14 protein-coding genes are annotated in these 15115 nt (G+C 72.0%); 7 read left to right on the top strand and 7 right to left on the bottom strand.

What is annotated here, in order from left to right; genetic code table 11:
• Positions 1-160: 160 nt before the first annotated feature.
• Genes pucD through ACIOEW_RS05935 form a run of 3 tightly spaced genes read right to left on the bottom strand, consistent with a single transcriptional unit; the run spans position 161 to position 4035 of the window.
• Complete coding sequence (gene pucD, locus ACIOEW_RS05945; protein ID WP_401961697.1) at positions 161-2545, bottom strand: xanthine dehydrogenase subunit D; 2385 nt, start codon at positions 2543-2545, stop codon at positions 161-163.
• 3 nt (positions 2546-2548) lie between these two features.
• The gene (locus tag ACIOEW_RS05940) at positions 2549-3142 is read right to left on the bottom strand and encodes a (2Fe-2S)-binding protein (RefSeq protein ID WP_362553904.1); all 594 of its coding nucleotides are present in this window, start codon (positions 3140-3142) and stop codon (positions 2549-2551) included.
• A 2-nt stretch (positions 3143-3144) separates the two neighbouring features.
• Positions 3145-4035, bottom strand: coding sequence for a xanthine dehydrogenase family protein subunit M (locus ACIOEW_RS05935; protein WP_362553907.1), 891 nt, complete (start codon positions 4033-4035; stop codon positions 3145-3147).
• A 273-nt stretch (positions 4036-4308) separates the two neighbouring features.
• Here ACIOEW_RS05935 and ACIOEW_RS05930 point away from each other — a divergent pair, with 273 nt between their 5' ends.
• Together ACIOEW_RS05930 and ACIOEW_RS05925 are read left to right on the top strand one after the other, a co-directional pair.
• Positions 4309-6030: a PucR family transcriptional regulator gene (locus ACIOEW_RS05930; protein ID WP_401961693.1), complete on the top strand. Its 1722-nt coding sequence runs from the start codon at positions 4309-4311 to the stop codon at positions 6028-6030.
• A 164-nt stretch (positions 6031-6194) separates the two neighbouring features.
• Entirely contained in the window at positions 6195-6980 is a 786-nt protein-coding gene (locus tag ACIOEW_RS05925; RefSeq protein ID WP_362553913.1) for a hypothetical protein, read from the top strand.
• Between the two features lie 19 nt (positions 6981-6999).
• On the opposite strand, the gene ACIOEW_RS05920 is transcribed toward ACIOEW_RS05925, so the two are convergent.
• Positions 7000-7191: a hypothetical protein gene (locus tag ACIOEW_RS05920; protein ID WP_401961690.1), complete on the bottom strand. Its 192-nt coding sequence runs from the start codon at positions 7189-7191 to the stop codon at positions 7000-7002.
• A 470-nt stretch (positions 7192-7661) separates the two neighbouring features.
• Complete coding sequence (locus tag ACIOEW_RS05915; protein ID WP_362553916.1) at positions 7662-8423, bottom strand: GntR family transcriptional regulator; 762 nt, start codon at positions 8421-8423, stop codon at positions 7662-7664.
• 146 nt (positions 8424-8569) lie between these two features.
• Here ACIOEW_RS05915 and ACIOEW_RS05910 point away from each other — a divergent pair, with 146 nt between their 5' ends.
• Positions 8570-9418 (top strand): (2Fe-2S)-binding protein, encoded by an 849-nt coding sequence (locus tag ACIOEW_RS05910; protein ID WP_401961686.1) that lies wholly within the window; start codon positions 8570-8572, stop codon positions 9416-9418.
• Between the two features lie 261 nt (positions 9419-9679).
• The gene (locus ACIOEW_RS05905; RefSeq protein ID WP_362553922.1) at positions 9680-10759 is read left to right on the top strand and encodes a DUF2637 domain-containing protein; all 1080 of its coding nucleotides are present in this window, start codon (positions 9680-9682) and stop codon (positions 10757-10759) included.
• Between the two features lie 51 nt (positions 10760-10810).
• On the opposite strand, the gene ACIOEW_RS05900 is transcribed toward ACIOEW_RS05905, so the two are convergent.
• Both ACIOEW_RS05900 and ACIOEW_RS05895 read right to left on the bottom strand, forming a co-directional pair.
• Positions 10811-11209 (bottom strand): ATP-binding protein, encoded by a 399-nt coding sequence (locus ACIOEW_RS05900; protein WP_401961684.1) that lies wholly within the window; start codon positions 11207-11209, stop codon positions 10811-10813.
• 143 nt (positions 11210-11352) lie between these two features.
• Positions 11353-13284, bottom strand: a complete 1932-nt coding sequence (locus tag ACIOEW_RS05895) for a serine/threonine-protein kinase (RefSeq protein ID WP_401961682.1) — start codon at positions 13282-13284, stop codon at positions 11353-11355.
• Positions 13285-13510: 226 nt separating this feature from the next.
• Here ACIOEW_RS05895 and ACIOEW_RS05890 point away from each other — a divergent pair, with 226 nt between their 5' ends.
• From ACIOEW_RS05890 to ACIOEW_RS05880, 3 genes are all read left to right on the top strand, one after another.
• The gene (locus ACIOEW_RS05890) at positions 13511-14101 is read left to right on the top strand and encodes a TetR/AcrR family transcriptional regulator (protein WP_401961679.1); all 591 of its coding nucleotides are present in this window, start codon (positions 13511-13513) and stop codon (positions 14099-14101) included.
• Between the two features lie 132 nt (positions 14102-14233).
• On the top strand, positions 14234-14626 hold the full coding sequence (locus ACIOEW_RS05885) for a ribonuclease domain-containing protein (protein WP_350995716.1): 393 nt from the start codon (positions 14234-14236) through the stop codon (positions 14624-14626).
• Positions 14627-14707: 81 nt separating this feature from the next.
• Positions 14708-15097 (top strand): barstar family protein, encoded by a 390-nt coding sequence (locus tag ACIOEW_RS05880; protein WP_362553932.1) that lies wholly within the window; start codon positions 14708-14710, stop codon positions 15095-15097.
• Positions 15098-15115 lie beyond the last annotated feature (18 nt).

Raw genomic sequence — 15115 nt, 5'->3', positions numbered from 1 at the left:
TGTTCATACGGGATGGGTGGAACGGGTACTGCCACTGCTGTGCGCAGGGCATCAAGCGCCGCGAGCGGTGCGGAACTTGGGAGCTCCGGGCGGTGCGGGCGCAGGAAGTGTGACGTTCCCTGGGGCGCGCACCGCCCGGAGAGCTGAGGAGGAGCTCGGGTCAGGTGCCGGTGAGGTGCTCGGGCCTGACCGGGGTCCTGTTGAGCTCCAGCCCCGTCGCGTTCCGGATCGCCGCGAGGACGGCCGGGGTCGACGACAGGGTGGGGGCCTCGCCGACGCCACGGAGCCCGTACGGGGCGTGGTCGTCGGCGAGTTCGAGCACGTCGACCGGGATGGCCGGGGTGTCGAGGATGGTGGGCAGCAGGTAGTCCGTGAAGGACGGGTTGCGCACCTTCGCGGTCGTCGGGTCGACGATGATCTCCTCCATGACGGCGATGCCCATGCCCTGGAGGGTGCCGCCCTGGATCTGGCCGATGACGGAGAGCGGGTTGAGCGCCTTGCCGACGTCCTGGGCGCAGGCCAGTTCGATGACCTTGACCAGGCCGAGCTCGGTGTCGACCTCGACGACCGCGCGGTGCGCGGCGAAGGAGTACTGGACGTGGCCGTTGCCCTGTCCGGTACGCAGGTCGAAGGCCTCGGTGGGGCGGTGGCGCCACTCCAGCTCGATGTCGACCGCCTCGTCCTCCAGCACGTCGGCCAGGTCGGCCAGCACCTCGCCGCCGTCGGTGACGACCTTGCCGCCCTCCAGGAGGAGTTCGGCGGTGGCCCAGGCGGGGTGGTACGTACCGAACTTGCGGCGGCCGATCTCCAGGACCTGCTCGCGCACGGCCTCGCAGGAGTTCTTCACCGCGCCGCCGGTGACGTAGGTCTGGCGGGACGCGGACGTGGAGCCGGCCGAGCCGACCCGGGTGTCGGCCGGGTGGATGGTGACCTGGGAGACGCCCAGTTCGGTACGGGCGATCTGGGCGTGCACGGTGACGCCGCCCTGTCCGACCTCCGCCATGGCGGTGTGCACGGTCGCGACGGGTTCGCCGCCGATGACCTCCATGCGTACCCGGGCGGTGGAGTAGTCGTCGAAGCCCTCGGAGAAGCCGACGTTCTTCAGACCGACCGCGTAGCCGACGCCCCGCACGACCCCTTCGCCGTGCGTGGTGTTGGAGAGACCGCCGGGCAGCGCCCGTACGTCGGCGTGCTCGCCGGCGCTCTCCCACTGGCGCTCGGGCGGCAGCGGCCTGGCCTTGACCCGGCGCAGCAGTTCGGCGACCGGGGCGGGCGAGTCGACCCGCTGGCCCGTCGGCAGCAGGGTGCCCTGCTCCATGGCGTTGAGCTGCCTGAACTCGACCGGGTCCATGCCCAGTTCGGCCGCGACCTTGTCCATCTGCGCCTCGTAGGCGAAGCAGGCCTGGACCGCGCCGAAGCCGCGCATCGCACCGCACGGCGGGTTGTTGGTGTAGAGGGCGATCGCCTCGATGTCGACGTCCTCGATGACGTACGGGCCGACGGCGAGCGAGGAGGCGTTGCCGACGACGGCCGGGGAGGCGGAGGCGTAGGCGCCACCGTCCAGCACGATGCGGCACTTCATGTGCGTCAGCTTGCCGTCACGGGTGGCGCCGTGCTCGTACCAGAGCTTTGCGGGGTGCCGGTGGACGTGCCCGAAGAAGGACTCGAAGCGGTTGTAGACCATCTTGACCGGCTTGCCGGTGCGCAGCGCCAGCAGGCAGGCGTGGATCTGCATCGAGATGTCCTCACGGCCGCCGAACGCGCCGCCGACGCCGGAGAGCGTCATGCGGACCTTGTCCTCGGGCAGGCCGAGGACGGGGGCGATCTGGCGGAGGTCGGAGTGCAGCCACTGGGTGGCGACGTACAGATCGACGCCGCCGTCCTCGGCGGGTACGGCCAGGCCGGACTCGGGGCCGAGGAAGGCCTGGTCCTGCATGCCGAAGACGTACTCGCCGCTGACCACGACGTCGGCCCGGGCCTTCGCCGCCTCCGCGTCGCCGCGGACGATGGGCTGGCGGTGGACGATGTTGGGGTGCGGTACGTGCCCGATGTGGTGGTCGTCGCGGCCCTCGTGGATGAGGGGCGCGTCGGGGGCGGTCGCGGAGGCCTCGTCGGTGACGACCGGCAGCTCGCGGTAGTCGATCCTGATCTTCGCGGCGGCGCGGCGGGCCGTCTCCGGGTGGTCGGCGGCGACGAGCGCCACCGGTTCGCCGTGGTGGCGGACCCGGCCGTGGGCGAGAACCGGGGTGTCCTGGATCTCCAGGCCGTAGTTCTTCACCGCGGTCGGCAGGTCGTCGTAGGTGAGCACGGCGTAGACGCCGGGGGTGGCGAGCGCCTCGGAGATGTCGATCGAGACGATCTCGGCGTGCGCGACGGTGGAGCGCAGGGTGTGGCCCCAGAGCATGTCCTCGTGCCACATGTCCGAGGAGTACGCGAACTCGCCGGTGACCTTCAGGATGCCGTCGGGGCGCAGCGTGGACTCGCCGATGCCGCCCTTGGTCCGGGTGCCCTGGTTGATGTTGGTGGGGGAACCGCTGACGCCCATCGTCTAGACCGTCTCTTCCGCGCGGGCGGCCGCGAGGCGGACCGCGTCGAGGATCTTCTCGTAGCCGGTGCACCGGCAGAGGTTGCCGGAGAGCGCCTCGCGGATGTCCGCGTCGGACGGCTCGGGGGTGCGTTCCAGGAGTTCGTCGGCCGCGACGAGCAGTCCGGGGGTGCAGAAGCCGCACTGGACGGCTCCGGCGTCGATGAACGCCTGCTGGATCGGGGAGAGCTCTCCGGTGTCGCGGGTTTCCTCGGCGGACGGCTTGGCCTTCCACCGCTGCGCCTTGTCGACCGTGACGCCGCAGGCGCCGGAGGCGCAGCCGGTGCCGGGGTGGGCCTCGGAGCGGTGGGCGGCGAAGTCGGCGAGACCTTCGACGGTGACGACGTCGCGGCCCTCGACCTGGCCGGCGGCGACCAGACAGGAGCAGACGGGCACGCCGTCCAGGCGGACCGTGCAGGAGCCGCACTCGCCCTGCTCGCAGGCGTTCTTGGAACCGGGAAGGCCCATCCGCTCGCGCAGGACGTACAGGAGGGACTCGCCCTCCCAGACGTCGTCGGCTTCGTGCCGGCGGCCGTTGACCGTGAAATTGACGCGCATGATCAGGCAGCTCCTTCGGTGCTGCGGCCGTTGCCGCGGTACGACTCCCAGGTCCAGCCGAGCGTCCGGCGGGCCATGATCCCGACCGCGTGCCGGCGGTAGCTCGCGGTGCCGCGCACGTCGTCGATCGGGTTGCAGGCCGCCGCGGCGAGCGTGGCGAACTGCTTGGCGATCGAGGGCGTGATGATCGTGCGGCTGTCCCAGAACCCGCCCTCTTCCAGCGCGGCGTTCAGGAAGTCCTCCGCCTCCTTCGCCCGTACGGGTGTCGGGGCGGCGGATCCGATGCCGGTGCGGACCGTGCGGGTCTCGGGGTGCAGGGCCAGGCCGAAGGCGCAGACGGCGATGACCATCGCGTTGCGGGTGCCGACCTTGGAGTACTGCTGCGGCCCGTCGGCGTTCTTGATGTGCACGGCCCGGATCAGTTCGTCCGGCTCCAGGGCGTTGCGCTTGACGCCGGTGTAGAAGTCGTCGATGGGGATCAGCCTGGTTCCGCGGACGGATTCGGCCTCCACCTCGGCGCCCGCGGCGAGCAGCGCCGGGTGGGCGTCTCCGGCGGGCGACGCGGTGCCGAGGTTGCCGCCGACGCCGCCGCGGTTGCGGATCTGCGGCGAGGCGACGGTGTGCGAGGCGAGCGCCAGACCCGGCAGCTCGGCGCGCAGGTGCTCCATGATGTGGCTGTACGGGACCGAGGCGCCGAGCCGTACGCTCTCCCGGCCCACGTCCCACTCGGACAGCTCGCCGATGCGGTTCAGGTCCAGAAGGTACTCGGGCCGGCGGTGGTCGAAGTTGATCTCGACCATCACATCGGTGCCGCCCGCAATGGGCACAGCCGTCGGGTGCTCGGCCTTGGCGGCGAGCGCCTCCTCCCAGCTGGCGGGGCGAAGGAAGTCCATGGGTGGCTCTCTTCTTCTCAATCGGGTCGTTCGCCGGGAATGTCGTTCGTCGGGCTGGGGACGGCCGGCCCTCTCCTGGTCGTTCCTGTGTTGTTCACGCGGTGTGTGGCCCAGTACACAAGCCCTGCTCCACCTGGTGCAGTCACCGAAACCATGAAGGAGTTGGCTGGTCTCCACGCTCGTCTTGTAGATTCGAACGAATGGCGGGGATCGGTGACCTCACCGCAATACCCAGTTTTCACCCTCACCAACGAATGAGATGGCGGCGACGAGATGCGGCTGCGCGCACTGCTGGAGACCGACGCGCTGGGCCTGCGGCTGCTCGGCGGCGACGAGGAGCTGGACCGGTCGGTCCGCGGCGTGATGACCACCGACCTGCGGGACCCCAGCCGCTACCTCTCGGGCGGCGAGCTGGTGCTGACCGGGCTGGCCTGGCACCGGGACGCGAAGGACTCGGAGCCGTTCGTACGGATCCTGTCGGGGGCCGGGGTCGCCGGGCTCGCGGCGGGTGAGGCGGAGCTCGGTGCCATCCCGGACGATCTGATCGAGGCGTGCCGCCACCACCGGCTGCCGCTCTTCGCCGTGAACGAGACCGTCGCGTTCGCAACGATCACCGAGCATGTGGTCCGCCAGGTGTCCGGCGAGCGCGCGGGCGACCTGGCCGCGGTCGTGGACCGGCACCGCAGGCTGATGACCTCGGGGCCGGCGGGCGGCGGTCCCGAGGTGGTCCTCGATCTGCTCGGATCCGACCTCGACCTGCACGCATGGGTGCTCTCCCCCACCGGCCGGCAGATCGCGGGCGCCGGCGCGCCCTTGTCCGGACCGGCCGGCGCGGAGCTGGCCGGGCTGCATCTGGCCGCGGTCCGCTCCGGCCGCCGCGCCCCGCACCGGGCCACCGTCGACGGGGTGACGTATTCACTCTTTCCCATTCGCAACCATGGCAGAGGCGCCGTGCCGGCCTCCCGCGACGTGCGGGAGTCGGTGCTCTCCGACTGGCTGCTGGCCGTCGAGGCCGACGCGGGCGACTGGTCGGCCGCCCGGCTCGACCTGCTCCAGGGCGTCACCCAGCTGATCGCGGTGGAACGGGACCGGCGCGACGCGGCCCGTACGGTGCGCCGCAGGCTCGCCCAGGAGGTCCTGGAGCTGGTCCAGGCCGGTGCGCCGCCGACCGAGATCGCCGCCAGGCTCCGGGTGGCCGCCCCGGTCCTGCTGCCCGGCCTCGGGAGCGCGCCTCACTGGCAGGTGGTGGTGGCCCGGGTCGAGTGGGACGAGGCGGACGCGCCCGGCGGCACCGGTTCCGGGATCGCGGGCGGCCCGGTCGCCCAGGCGCTGCTGGAGGAGATCCTGGTCGACCCGGCCGTGACCGGGCCGGATTCCGCGGACCGGATCGCGGTCGCCCACACGGGTGACGAGGCCATCGCACTCGTACCGCTGCCCGCCCTCTCCGGCGCCCGGCCGGAAGCGGACGAGGACGGCGAGGAGGCCGCGGCGGACGACCCCGCGCTGCACGCCGACGCCCTGCTGGCCGCCGTGCGCGCCCCGCTCTCCGCGGGCCTCGCCGACGACGGCCGACTGACACTGGGTGTCAGCGCCGCGGTGCATTCGCCCGAGGGGCTGCGCGGCGCCCTGGAGGAGGCCCGGCACGCCCGCCGGGTGGCGGCGGCCCGTCCGGGGCGGGTCTGCGCGGCCGGCCACCACGAGCTGGCCTCGCACGTACTGCTGCTGCCGTTCGTCCCCGACGATGTGCGTCGCGCGTTCACCGCACGACTGCTCGACCCGCTGCGCGATTACGACCTGCGCCACCGCGCGGAGCTGATCCCGACCCTGGAGGCGTTCCTGGACTGCGACGGTTCATGGACCCGCTGCGCGGCCCGGCTGCACCTCCACGTCAACACGTTGCGCTACCGGATCGGGCGAATCGAGCAGTTGACGGGCCGTGACCTTTCGCGGCTCGAGGACAAGCTCGATTTCTTCCTCGCCCTGCGTATGAGCTGACGCCCCGGGGGCCTTGGCGGCCACCACAGGGTCCCGTCGATTGTGAAAAGTTTCACCTGACATTGCCTCGACCTCTTGGCCCGGCGTGCCATTCCGTGCTGTGATGCGGCCAGACTCAACAGCTCGATGGCGCGCTCGGGGAGGGCAATGTGGCGCATACCGCCATGTCTGGTTCCGGAACGACAGCAGATGACGATCCGCCGCTCCAGACAGCGGTATGGCGGCTGCGGTCACGCGCCTGCTGGACGGACGCTGCGGCACTGCTCGAACACGACGCCGCCACCGACCCGGCGGCGGCCCTCCAGCGGACGGCACTGCTGACCGAGCGGTGTCTGTACACCGGGCAGGGCTGGACCGACGCGGAGGACGCGTTGCGCACCGCCGAGGCCATGGCCCACGACGACGCCGAGCGCGGGGCCGCCGCCTGCGAGCGCGGCTATCTGGCGTATGCCTCCACCCTGCTCGGCGTACGGGACCGGGCCGACGAGGCACGGGTGGCGCTGAGCCGCGCCGCGGCGCTGCTCGCCCCGGCCGCCCCGGGCCGCCCGCTGCTCGACTTCCGGCGGGGCCTGATCGCCCAGAACATCGCCGACTCACCGCAGGCCGCCCGCGCCGCGTACCGCAGGGCCCACGCAGGCGCCACGGCCCAGGGAGACGCGCTGCTGCTCTCCTCCACCTGGCGCCATCTGGCCCTGATCGCCCTGCGCGAGGGCGAGTTGGCGGAGGCCAGGCACGGTTTCGCCGAGTCCCTGCGGATAAGGGAGGAGCTGGGCTACCTGGTCGGTACGGCACCGGCGCTCATCGCCATGGCGGACGCCGAACCGGAGCCCGAGGCGGCCACGCGGCTGCGTGCCGAGGCGGGCAGGCTCTTCCGGCTGCTCGGCGGCGTACCGACCTGGCTGGCGCCGCATCTCGACCCGCCGGGGCCGGAGACGGCCGGGGCGAACTGAGCACGGCCGGTCGAGGACCTCAGGCAGGGTCCTCGACCGGGTCGCCGGGCTTCCAGCCCGCGTCGCTCCACTCGGGGGTCGGCGTCGGACGCGGCGGAGCGGGCGGCGGGTTCGGGCCGCGGTTCGGGTTCTGCGGCACCGCGGCGGTGGGATTCCCGTTCTCCGCGCCTCCGTCGCGCGGGGGCGGCGCGACCGGGGATTTCGGCGGCACCGGCTTCCTCGTCGGGGGCACGGAGAAGGCGGCCGCAGCGGAGGCGGAGGGGGTCGCGGAGGCTGACGGAGTCGCGGAAGCCGACGGGGTCGCGGACGGCGAAGGCGCGGCGGACTCCGCAGGTGTACGCGCGGGGCTCGCGCTCGGCGACGGCGTCGCGGGAGCGGGCGTCGCAGGAGGCCTTCCGTCGGATCCGCCGGACTCGGAACAGCCCGCCGCCGCCAGTGCCAGTCCCAGCACCACCAGCAGCGCGGACGTCCCCCGCGGCCATCGGTTCCGCATCATTCCCGCCCCTCGAAAACGATCATGCGATGAGAGGCACAGAGTACCCACAGCGGACCGCGGCGGCGGCGGCCCGGGCGGGGAAGTCAGCGTCTGGCAGCGGCCCGGACGGGAAAGGTCAGCGGTACGCGCCGGCAGCCCGGACCGGGGAGGTCAGCAGCCCACGCCGGCAGCCCGGACCGGGGAGGTCAGCGGTCCGCGCCGGTGAAGTGTTCGCGCACCAGTGACTGCACGACGGACAGGTCCTCGGCGATCAGCGCATCGAGCAGCGCGGCGTGTTCCACCGCGTCGGCGAGGAGGTCGGCCCGGCGGGTGGCCGGGTTGTGCCCCAAGGGCCACTGGGAGCGGCGGTGCAGCTCGTCGGCGACCATCACGAGTTGCCGGTTGCCGGAGAGCGCGAGTACCGCCCCGTGGAAGGCCCGGTCCGCCTCCGCGTAACTCGCCCGGTCGCCGACGGCCGCTGCCGCGACGGTGGCGTCGGCCAGCGGGCGCAGGGCGCACCAGCCGGCCGGCGGGACGGTGCGGGCGAGCCGCAGCATGACGGGGACTTCGAGCAGCGCCCGCACCTCGGCCAGCTCGGCCAGCTCGCCCGGCCCGCGCTGGGCGACCCGGAAGCCGCGGTTCGGCACGACCTCGACGGCACCCTCCACGGCCAGCTGCTGCATCGCCTCGCGCACAGGGGTGGCGGAGACCCCGAAACGGGCACCGAGCGCCGGGGCGGAGTAGACCTGCCCGGGGATCAGCTCGCCGTCGACGAGGGCGGCGCGCAGGGCGTCCAGGATCTGGCCGCGCACGGAGTGCCGCTGCACCACGGTCCGGGGGGCCGGCGGCTCGCTGTGGGTGTGCTCGCCTCGGGCCTGCTCGGGCACCCGGAGGGACGAGGAGGCGGTCATGGGCGCGGCGGACGCATGCGGTGTCCACGCGTCCTCACGGGCTCTGCCCTGCTCCACGGGTACCTCCTCGGCCGGTCGCGGGCGCGGCTCGCGTGCACGGCGCCTCGTGTGCACGATAGGCGGAGGAGGCTGCAGTTCAAACATCGATCGCGTCGGGTAAGGTAAGGCTTACCTGCAAACGATCGCGATTCGGTGGTCCCTGCATGACCCTGCCCACTCTGTTCCCCGGCACGACGACCTCGGCGATGACGGACGCGTACGCGCGCCTGGCCGAGGTCTTTCCCGGGCTGCGCGCCGAGGTGCTCACGGACGACGAGCCCGCCCCCGGCGGCACCGGCTGGGTGGGCGCCCACGAGCTCGCGGCGGGGGGCGGCGGACTCGACGCCTTCCTCGCCTGGGACGACGCGCAGGTGCTGCGGGACTACGGACAGCAGGCCCGGCCCGACGTGGTCGCCGGCTTCGGGCTGCACCGCTACGCATGGCCGGCCTGCCTGCTGGTGACGGTGCCGTGGTTCCTGCACCGGCGGGTGCCGCGGATCCCGGTCCAGAACGTCGCCTTCCAGCGGGCGCTGGGCCATCTGACGGTACGGGTACAGGAGTTCGCCTGCCTGCCCGGCGATCCGGCGGCGGAGCTGCCGGGTGCGCGCGTGGTGGCGGACGAGGCCGCGCTGCGCGCCGAGGTGCTCGCGTCCGTGGCCGAACACCTCGGCCCCGTGCTCGACGGCTTCGGCCCGCGGATGCGGCGCGGCAAGCGGGCCCTGTGGGGCATGGCGACGGACGAGGTCGTCGAGGGCCTCTGGTACATCGCCCATCTCCTCGGCGAGGAGCGGCGCGCGATGGCCGAGCTGGAGGCGCTCCTGCCGGGCACCACGAAGCCCTACGTCGGCACGGCGGGCTTCCGGGAGCTGACCGGCCCGGACGGACAGTCACTGCCCACCCGGGACCGGGCGAGCTGCTGCATGTTCTACACGGTGCGCCCCGAGGACACCTGTGTCACCTGCCCGCGCACCTGCGACTCGGACCGGGTCCGGAAGCTGACGCCCACCGCCTGACCCGCGCCGCCCGGTGGCGTAGCGCGACCCGAAGCTCCGCACTGCCCGCAGCGTGGTGCGATGCGAAGATCCACACCGCCCGCACGAGTGACGTAAATCGAACGCAACTCCCCTGCGGCATACGGGCATTCGACCAGATCGTGGATATCCGTCGACTCTGCCACCCCTTTGGCGTTCTCTTGCCCCGAAACCGCCTGGACGCAAGGCAATCCCCGGCACGATGGCGGCCGAAATGCCCTATCGCGATGCAAGGGATCGTGCATGAGACTGACCGACATATCGCTTGACTGGCTGCTTCCGGCCGCCGTGCTGCTGGCAGGGGTCATGGCGGCGGTTGCGGTGGTCGCGCGCGGCAAGCGCGCCTCTGACACATCCGCGGCCGACGACACCTGGGAACGCAGCGAGGAACGGCGCAGACGCAAGGAGGCGCTGTACGCGACCGCCTCGTACGTTCTGCTGTTCTGCTGCGCCGCGGTCGCGGCCGCGCTCTCCTTCCACGGGCTCGTCGGCTTCGGTACCCAGAATCTCGGCCTCTCCGGGGGCTGGGAGTACCTGGTGCCGTTCGGCCTCGACGGGGCGGCGATGTTCTGCTCCGTGCTCGCTGTCCGCGAGGCCAGCCACGGCGACGCGGCGCTCGGCTCACGGCTTCTGGTGTGGACCTTCGCCGGTGCGGCCGCCTGGTTCAACTGGGTGCACGCCCCCCGTGGCCTGAACCACGCGGGTGCTCCGCACTTCTTCGCAGGAATGTCGCTCTCGGCGGCCGTGCTCTTCGACCGGGCGCTGAAACAGACCCGGGTGGCGGCGCTGCGCGAACAGGGCCTGGTTCCCCGTCCGTTGCCGCAGATCCGGATCGTACGGTGGCTGCGCGCACCCCGGGAGACCTTCGGCGCCTGGTCGTTGATGCTGCTCGAAGGCGTACGCACGCTGGACGAGGCGGTCGACGAGGTACGCGAGGACCGCCGGGAGAAGGAACAGAACCGGCTCCGCCGAAGGGACCAGGAAAAGCTGGACCGGGCGCAGATCAAGGCCCTGAACCGGCAGAACCGGGCCTGGGGACGGGTCGGCCGGGGCGGCGCCCAGGTGGACGTCCAGGCCATCGCCCCCGCGACGGGCTCCGCGCAGTCCGTCGCGGAGCCCGCCATATCCGAGCCGGGTCAGCTGCCCCTGCGACCCCGGCCATCCCTGCAAGCCGTGAACGGCCCGAACTCGAGGGACGTTCCTGAGCTGGGCGCGACCGATCCGAGAGCGGTCGACCTCACTGCCGAGGACGACACCCAGGCACTGCCCAGGCTCGACTCGCTGGAGCAGAAGCTCAAGGACCTGGAGCAGCAGTTCGGCTGATGTGCCGGCCGGCGACTTGCGGGACACGGCCCTGACGATCCGACCGGACCGTCAGGGCCGTTCACCGTCCAGCTCGAACCAGACCACCTTGCCCAGGGCGTGCGGGCTTATTCCCCAGGAGTCCGCGAGGCTCTCCACCAGGACCAGTCCCCTGCCGTGCGTACCGTCGTCGGCGTTCGGTACGTGCGACACGGGCATGCCCGGGACGAAGTCCCTGACCTCCACGCGCAGCTTCTGCGGCGCCACACTCACGGCGACGACCGCTCCGTCGCCCGTATGGACCAGCGCATTGGTCACGAGCTCGCTGAGCAGCAGCTCGGCCACCTGCGCGGGCTCCTCCTTCCATCGATATCGCAGTAATTCCCGCACGGCTCCCCGCACTTCCGCGACGGCCGCCAGATCGGCACGGCCGACTCTGCGATGCAGTCGGGCCAATTCCTGACGCCCCATCGTCTCCCCCGCCCACACAGTGAATCGCCCCCTGTTATCGAAGGTGCTCACGCAATGCATGCCCCGCCTACGCGCTGTCACGCTTGCGGATGCGTCACGAGGAAGGTGATTCCGGCAACCCTCGGGCGGCGGTCGTGCCGGCCTCAGGCCCGTTTGTAGTAGTAGCCGTCGGCATGGGGGGCGCCGACGTTGTGCTGGACGCCGCTGCCGTTGAGGGTGAAGTACGACGCTTCGAGCGTCGCGTAGCAGTAACCGGGGTTGGCGCCGACGAGCCTGGCCGTGCCGACGTTGATACGGCTGTTGCCGTTCGCCGTGGAGGTCACCTTTGCCTCGTACGGGCAGTTGTTGACCGGGAAGTCGGTCAGGCGCACCACGCCCGACCCGGAAATGGTGATCGTGCCCGGCTGCCCCACGTTGTACGCGTCGCCGTACTTCCAGGTGCCCGCGAACGACGACGGGACCGTGCTCCCGCCGCCTGATCCGCCCGTGGAGCCCGAAGTGCCGCCCGAGCCGGTCGTGGTGGACCCGGAGGTGCCCCCGGAACCGCTCGTCGAGCCCGAGGTGCTGCCCGAACCACCTCCGGCCGCACTCCCCCCGCTTGAGCCTCCGGTGCTCGAACTCCCGCCGCCCGTCGCATCGGTGCCGCCGCCGGAGGAGCCGGAGCCGCCCACGGCGGAGGTACCGCCGCCGTCCGGAACTCCCGCACCGCCGGCCGAGCCTCCGGCGTCCCCGCCGCCCTCCCCGTCATCGCCGTCCTTCCGGTCGTCGTCCTTCTTGCCGCCGTCCGCCTGGGGGCTCTTGTCGCTCCGGGGAGGTGAGCTGTGCGGTGCCGACGGCGACCCCGGCACGGAAGGGGCTGTCGCACCGCTGGACGGGGACGCGTGGCTGCCGCGGTCGCTGTCGCTGTCGCCGCCGAACGGCTGCAGAACCGCCAGCGTGCCGCCTCCCCCGCCCAGGACCACGACCAGGGGAACGGCCACGATCCATGGGCGGCGTCGCCCGTCCCGCTTGCGCTTCGGCTCGGCGGTCCCACCGACGGAGGCGACCACGGAGACGTCCGCCGGCGCCCGCAGGCCGACCGTCCCGCGGTCGACGCTCTCCTGCCGCACCGGCGCCGCCTCCGCGTCCAGGAGCCGCGCCGACTGCCGCGCGAGGTGGCCCACCACTCCGGCCGGCAGCCACGATGCCCCCGCGGCAGGCGCCTCGCCGCCGCGCTCCGCCAACAGCGTTGCCACGGAGGGCCGTTCGGCGACCGACTTGGCAAGGAGGCGGGTGATCAGGGTGCGCAGACCCTCGTCGCGGACCTGATCGATCTCGGGCTCGGCCTCGACGATGTGGTACATCACCGCATGCTGATTGCTCACCCCGTTGCCGAACGGGAGGGTGCCGGTAGCCGCGTACGTCAGCACGCAGCCGAGGGTGAACACGTCGCTCTTCGGGCCCGCGCTCTCGCCGCGGATCTGCTCCGGAGCCATGAAGCCGGGTGATCCGATCACCATGCCCGTGCTGGTGAGGAGGGAGTCGACGGACGTCTCGGCGGCGCGGGCGATGCCGAAGTCGATGACCTTGGGTCCCTCGACCGTGAGCATCACGTTCGAGGGCTTGAGGTCGCGGTGGACGATGCCGGCCGAGTGGATGTCCTCGAGTGCGCGCAGGAGTCCGTCGGCGAGGGCGAGTACGGACTCCGGGGGAAGCGCGCCATGGCCCCGCACCACCTGCTCCAGGGAGAGGCCGGGGACATAGCCCGTCGCCACCCAGGGGTACTCCGCGTCGGGAGCCGCGTCCAGAACGGGCGCGGTGTAGCGCTCGCCCACGCGCCTCGCCGCGTCGACCTCACGGCGAAAGCGGGCCCTGAACTGCGGGTCCGCGACATGCTCCGGGTGCACCACCTTGACCGCGACCGTGCGGCCGCCCTCGGAACGGGCGAGGTAGACCCGGCCCATGCCCCCCGCGCCGAGTCTGCCGAGCAGCAGGTAGGGCCCGATGCGGACCGGGTCGGTCGCGGCCAGGGGCTTTATGCCGCCGTCGAGGTTGTCCTCGCCGTCCTCGTGGTCACCGTCGTGCACGCTGGTCATGTTCGAGTACTCCCCCGTGAGTCCCGCCGCGCAGCCCCGCGGGACCGCGTCCGACACCTGAAATCTCCATGCGCAACCGTCACTTGGCGCAAAGGTGTTCAGTCTGAGGCACAACGCGCGACAATTGGAACTGCTTCCGGAAATAGTTCTGGAACATTCTTCTACTCTGTTCCCTGCGGGCGGGTCCACGAGGGAACGCCGGATCCGGGAGCTGGGGGCGGCGTCGATGAGTCCGAAGCAACAACGCGGTGAGGCCACCGCAGCGCACGTGCTCGACTGCGCACTGGACATCTACGCGTCGGACGGCGAAGCCGGACTCACTCTGGGCGCGATCACCTCGGCCAGTGGCGTCAGCGCGGGAAGCATCTACCACCACTTCGGCAGCCTCCAAGGCGTGGTGGTCGCGCTCGCGCAGTCCTGGCTGGGCCGCCTCCTGGGCGAGCTGGGCGCGGAGCTGACGCGCGCGGAGGACGCCCGCACCGGTGTCCACGCGGCGGTACGGGCCTACCTGCGCTTCATCCAGGTCCACCCGGACGCGGCCCGGCTCATGCACTCCGTCACCGTGGACCGCGAGATCACCGCACGCGCCCGTCAGATCCGCGGCGCCCAGGAGGCCCGGCTGGCCCCTCTCGCGGCCTGGCTGCGTGCCCACCAGGAGGCGGGGCAACTCGTCGACCTCCCCCTGCCCGTGGTGGAATCACTGATCCTGGGCCCCGTGACGGGCATCGCGCGCCGCTGGCTCTCGGTCGGTGACATCGACATCGAGGAGGCCGTCCGGACGGTCCCGGAACGCATCTGGCGCTCCGTCAGCCCCTGACACGCGCTGCGCGCTACGGCGTGCGCCCGCCCGCCCCGTGCGCGACGTTCACCTCCCGCTCGGTTAACTTCACAAAAATTCACCCTTGTTGGCGTTGACGGGACCGTATCTACGCGCGTCATCATGGTGGCTATGCGAATCCCCCCACGGATCACCACGCTCGGCGGCATCGCCGCCCTTCTGTCCGTCCTCTTCGTCGGCGGCCCCGTCACGGCGACCGCGACCGCCGCCACCACCTCCGTCGGCAGCATCTGTTACTCCGCGCTGCCGTCCCAGGCCCACGACACCCTCGACCTCATCGACGCCGGCGGGCCCTTCCCGTACGACCAGGACGGGACCGTCTTCCAGAACCGCGAAGGCGTGCTGCCCGGACAGGGCACCGGCTACTACCACGAGTACACCGTGATCACCCCGGGCTCCCCGACCCGCGGTGCCCGACGCATCGTCACCGGCGAGGAGGTCCAGGAGGACTACTACACCGCCGACCACTACGAGACCTTCGACCTCGTCGACCACGACTGCTGAGCCGCACCCCCGGTCCGGTCCGCGCCGTAGCCCCCACCTGCGGCGCGGATCACCGGAGCGACGTACTTGTACGCTCCCCCCATGACCGTGACCTATGTGATCGACGGCTCCGAGGTCACCGGCCCGGAGCGCTTCTGGGACGTGATCGGCGAGGCGGTGAACGGGCCCGGCGGCTATTTCGGCCGGAACCTCGACGCCTTCGCGGACTGCCTGAGCGGCGGGATGGGCACGCCGGACGACGGCGACTTCGTCATCGAGTGGCGGGACCACGCGCTGTCTGCGCGCGCGCTGGGCCACGAGGAGACCGCACGGTATCTCCGCGCGATCGCCGGACGGGCCCATGCGAGCAACCAGGAACGCCTGCGCGCGGAATCGGCCCGGGCGGCCGAGGGGCTCGGCCCCACTCTCTTCGACCGGCTGGTGGAGATCATCCGGGAACGGACGGGACCGGACACCCTGCGACTGCTCTGAGAAACCGCTCCGGGCGCC

Origin of the sequence: Streptomyces sp. NPDC087901, from assembly GCF_044742205.1 — a bacterium.
Lineage (GTDB): Bacteria > Actinomycetota > Actinomycetes > Streptomycetales > Streptomycetaceae > Streptomyces.
Note: the sequence above shows the minus strand (reverse complement) of the source record. Positions and strands in the feature narration are given on the sequence as shown.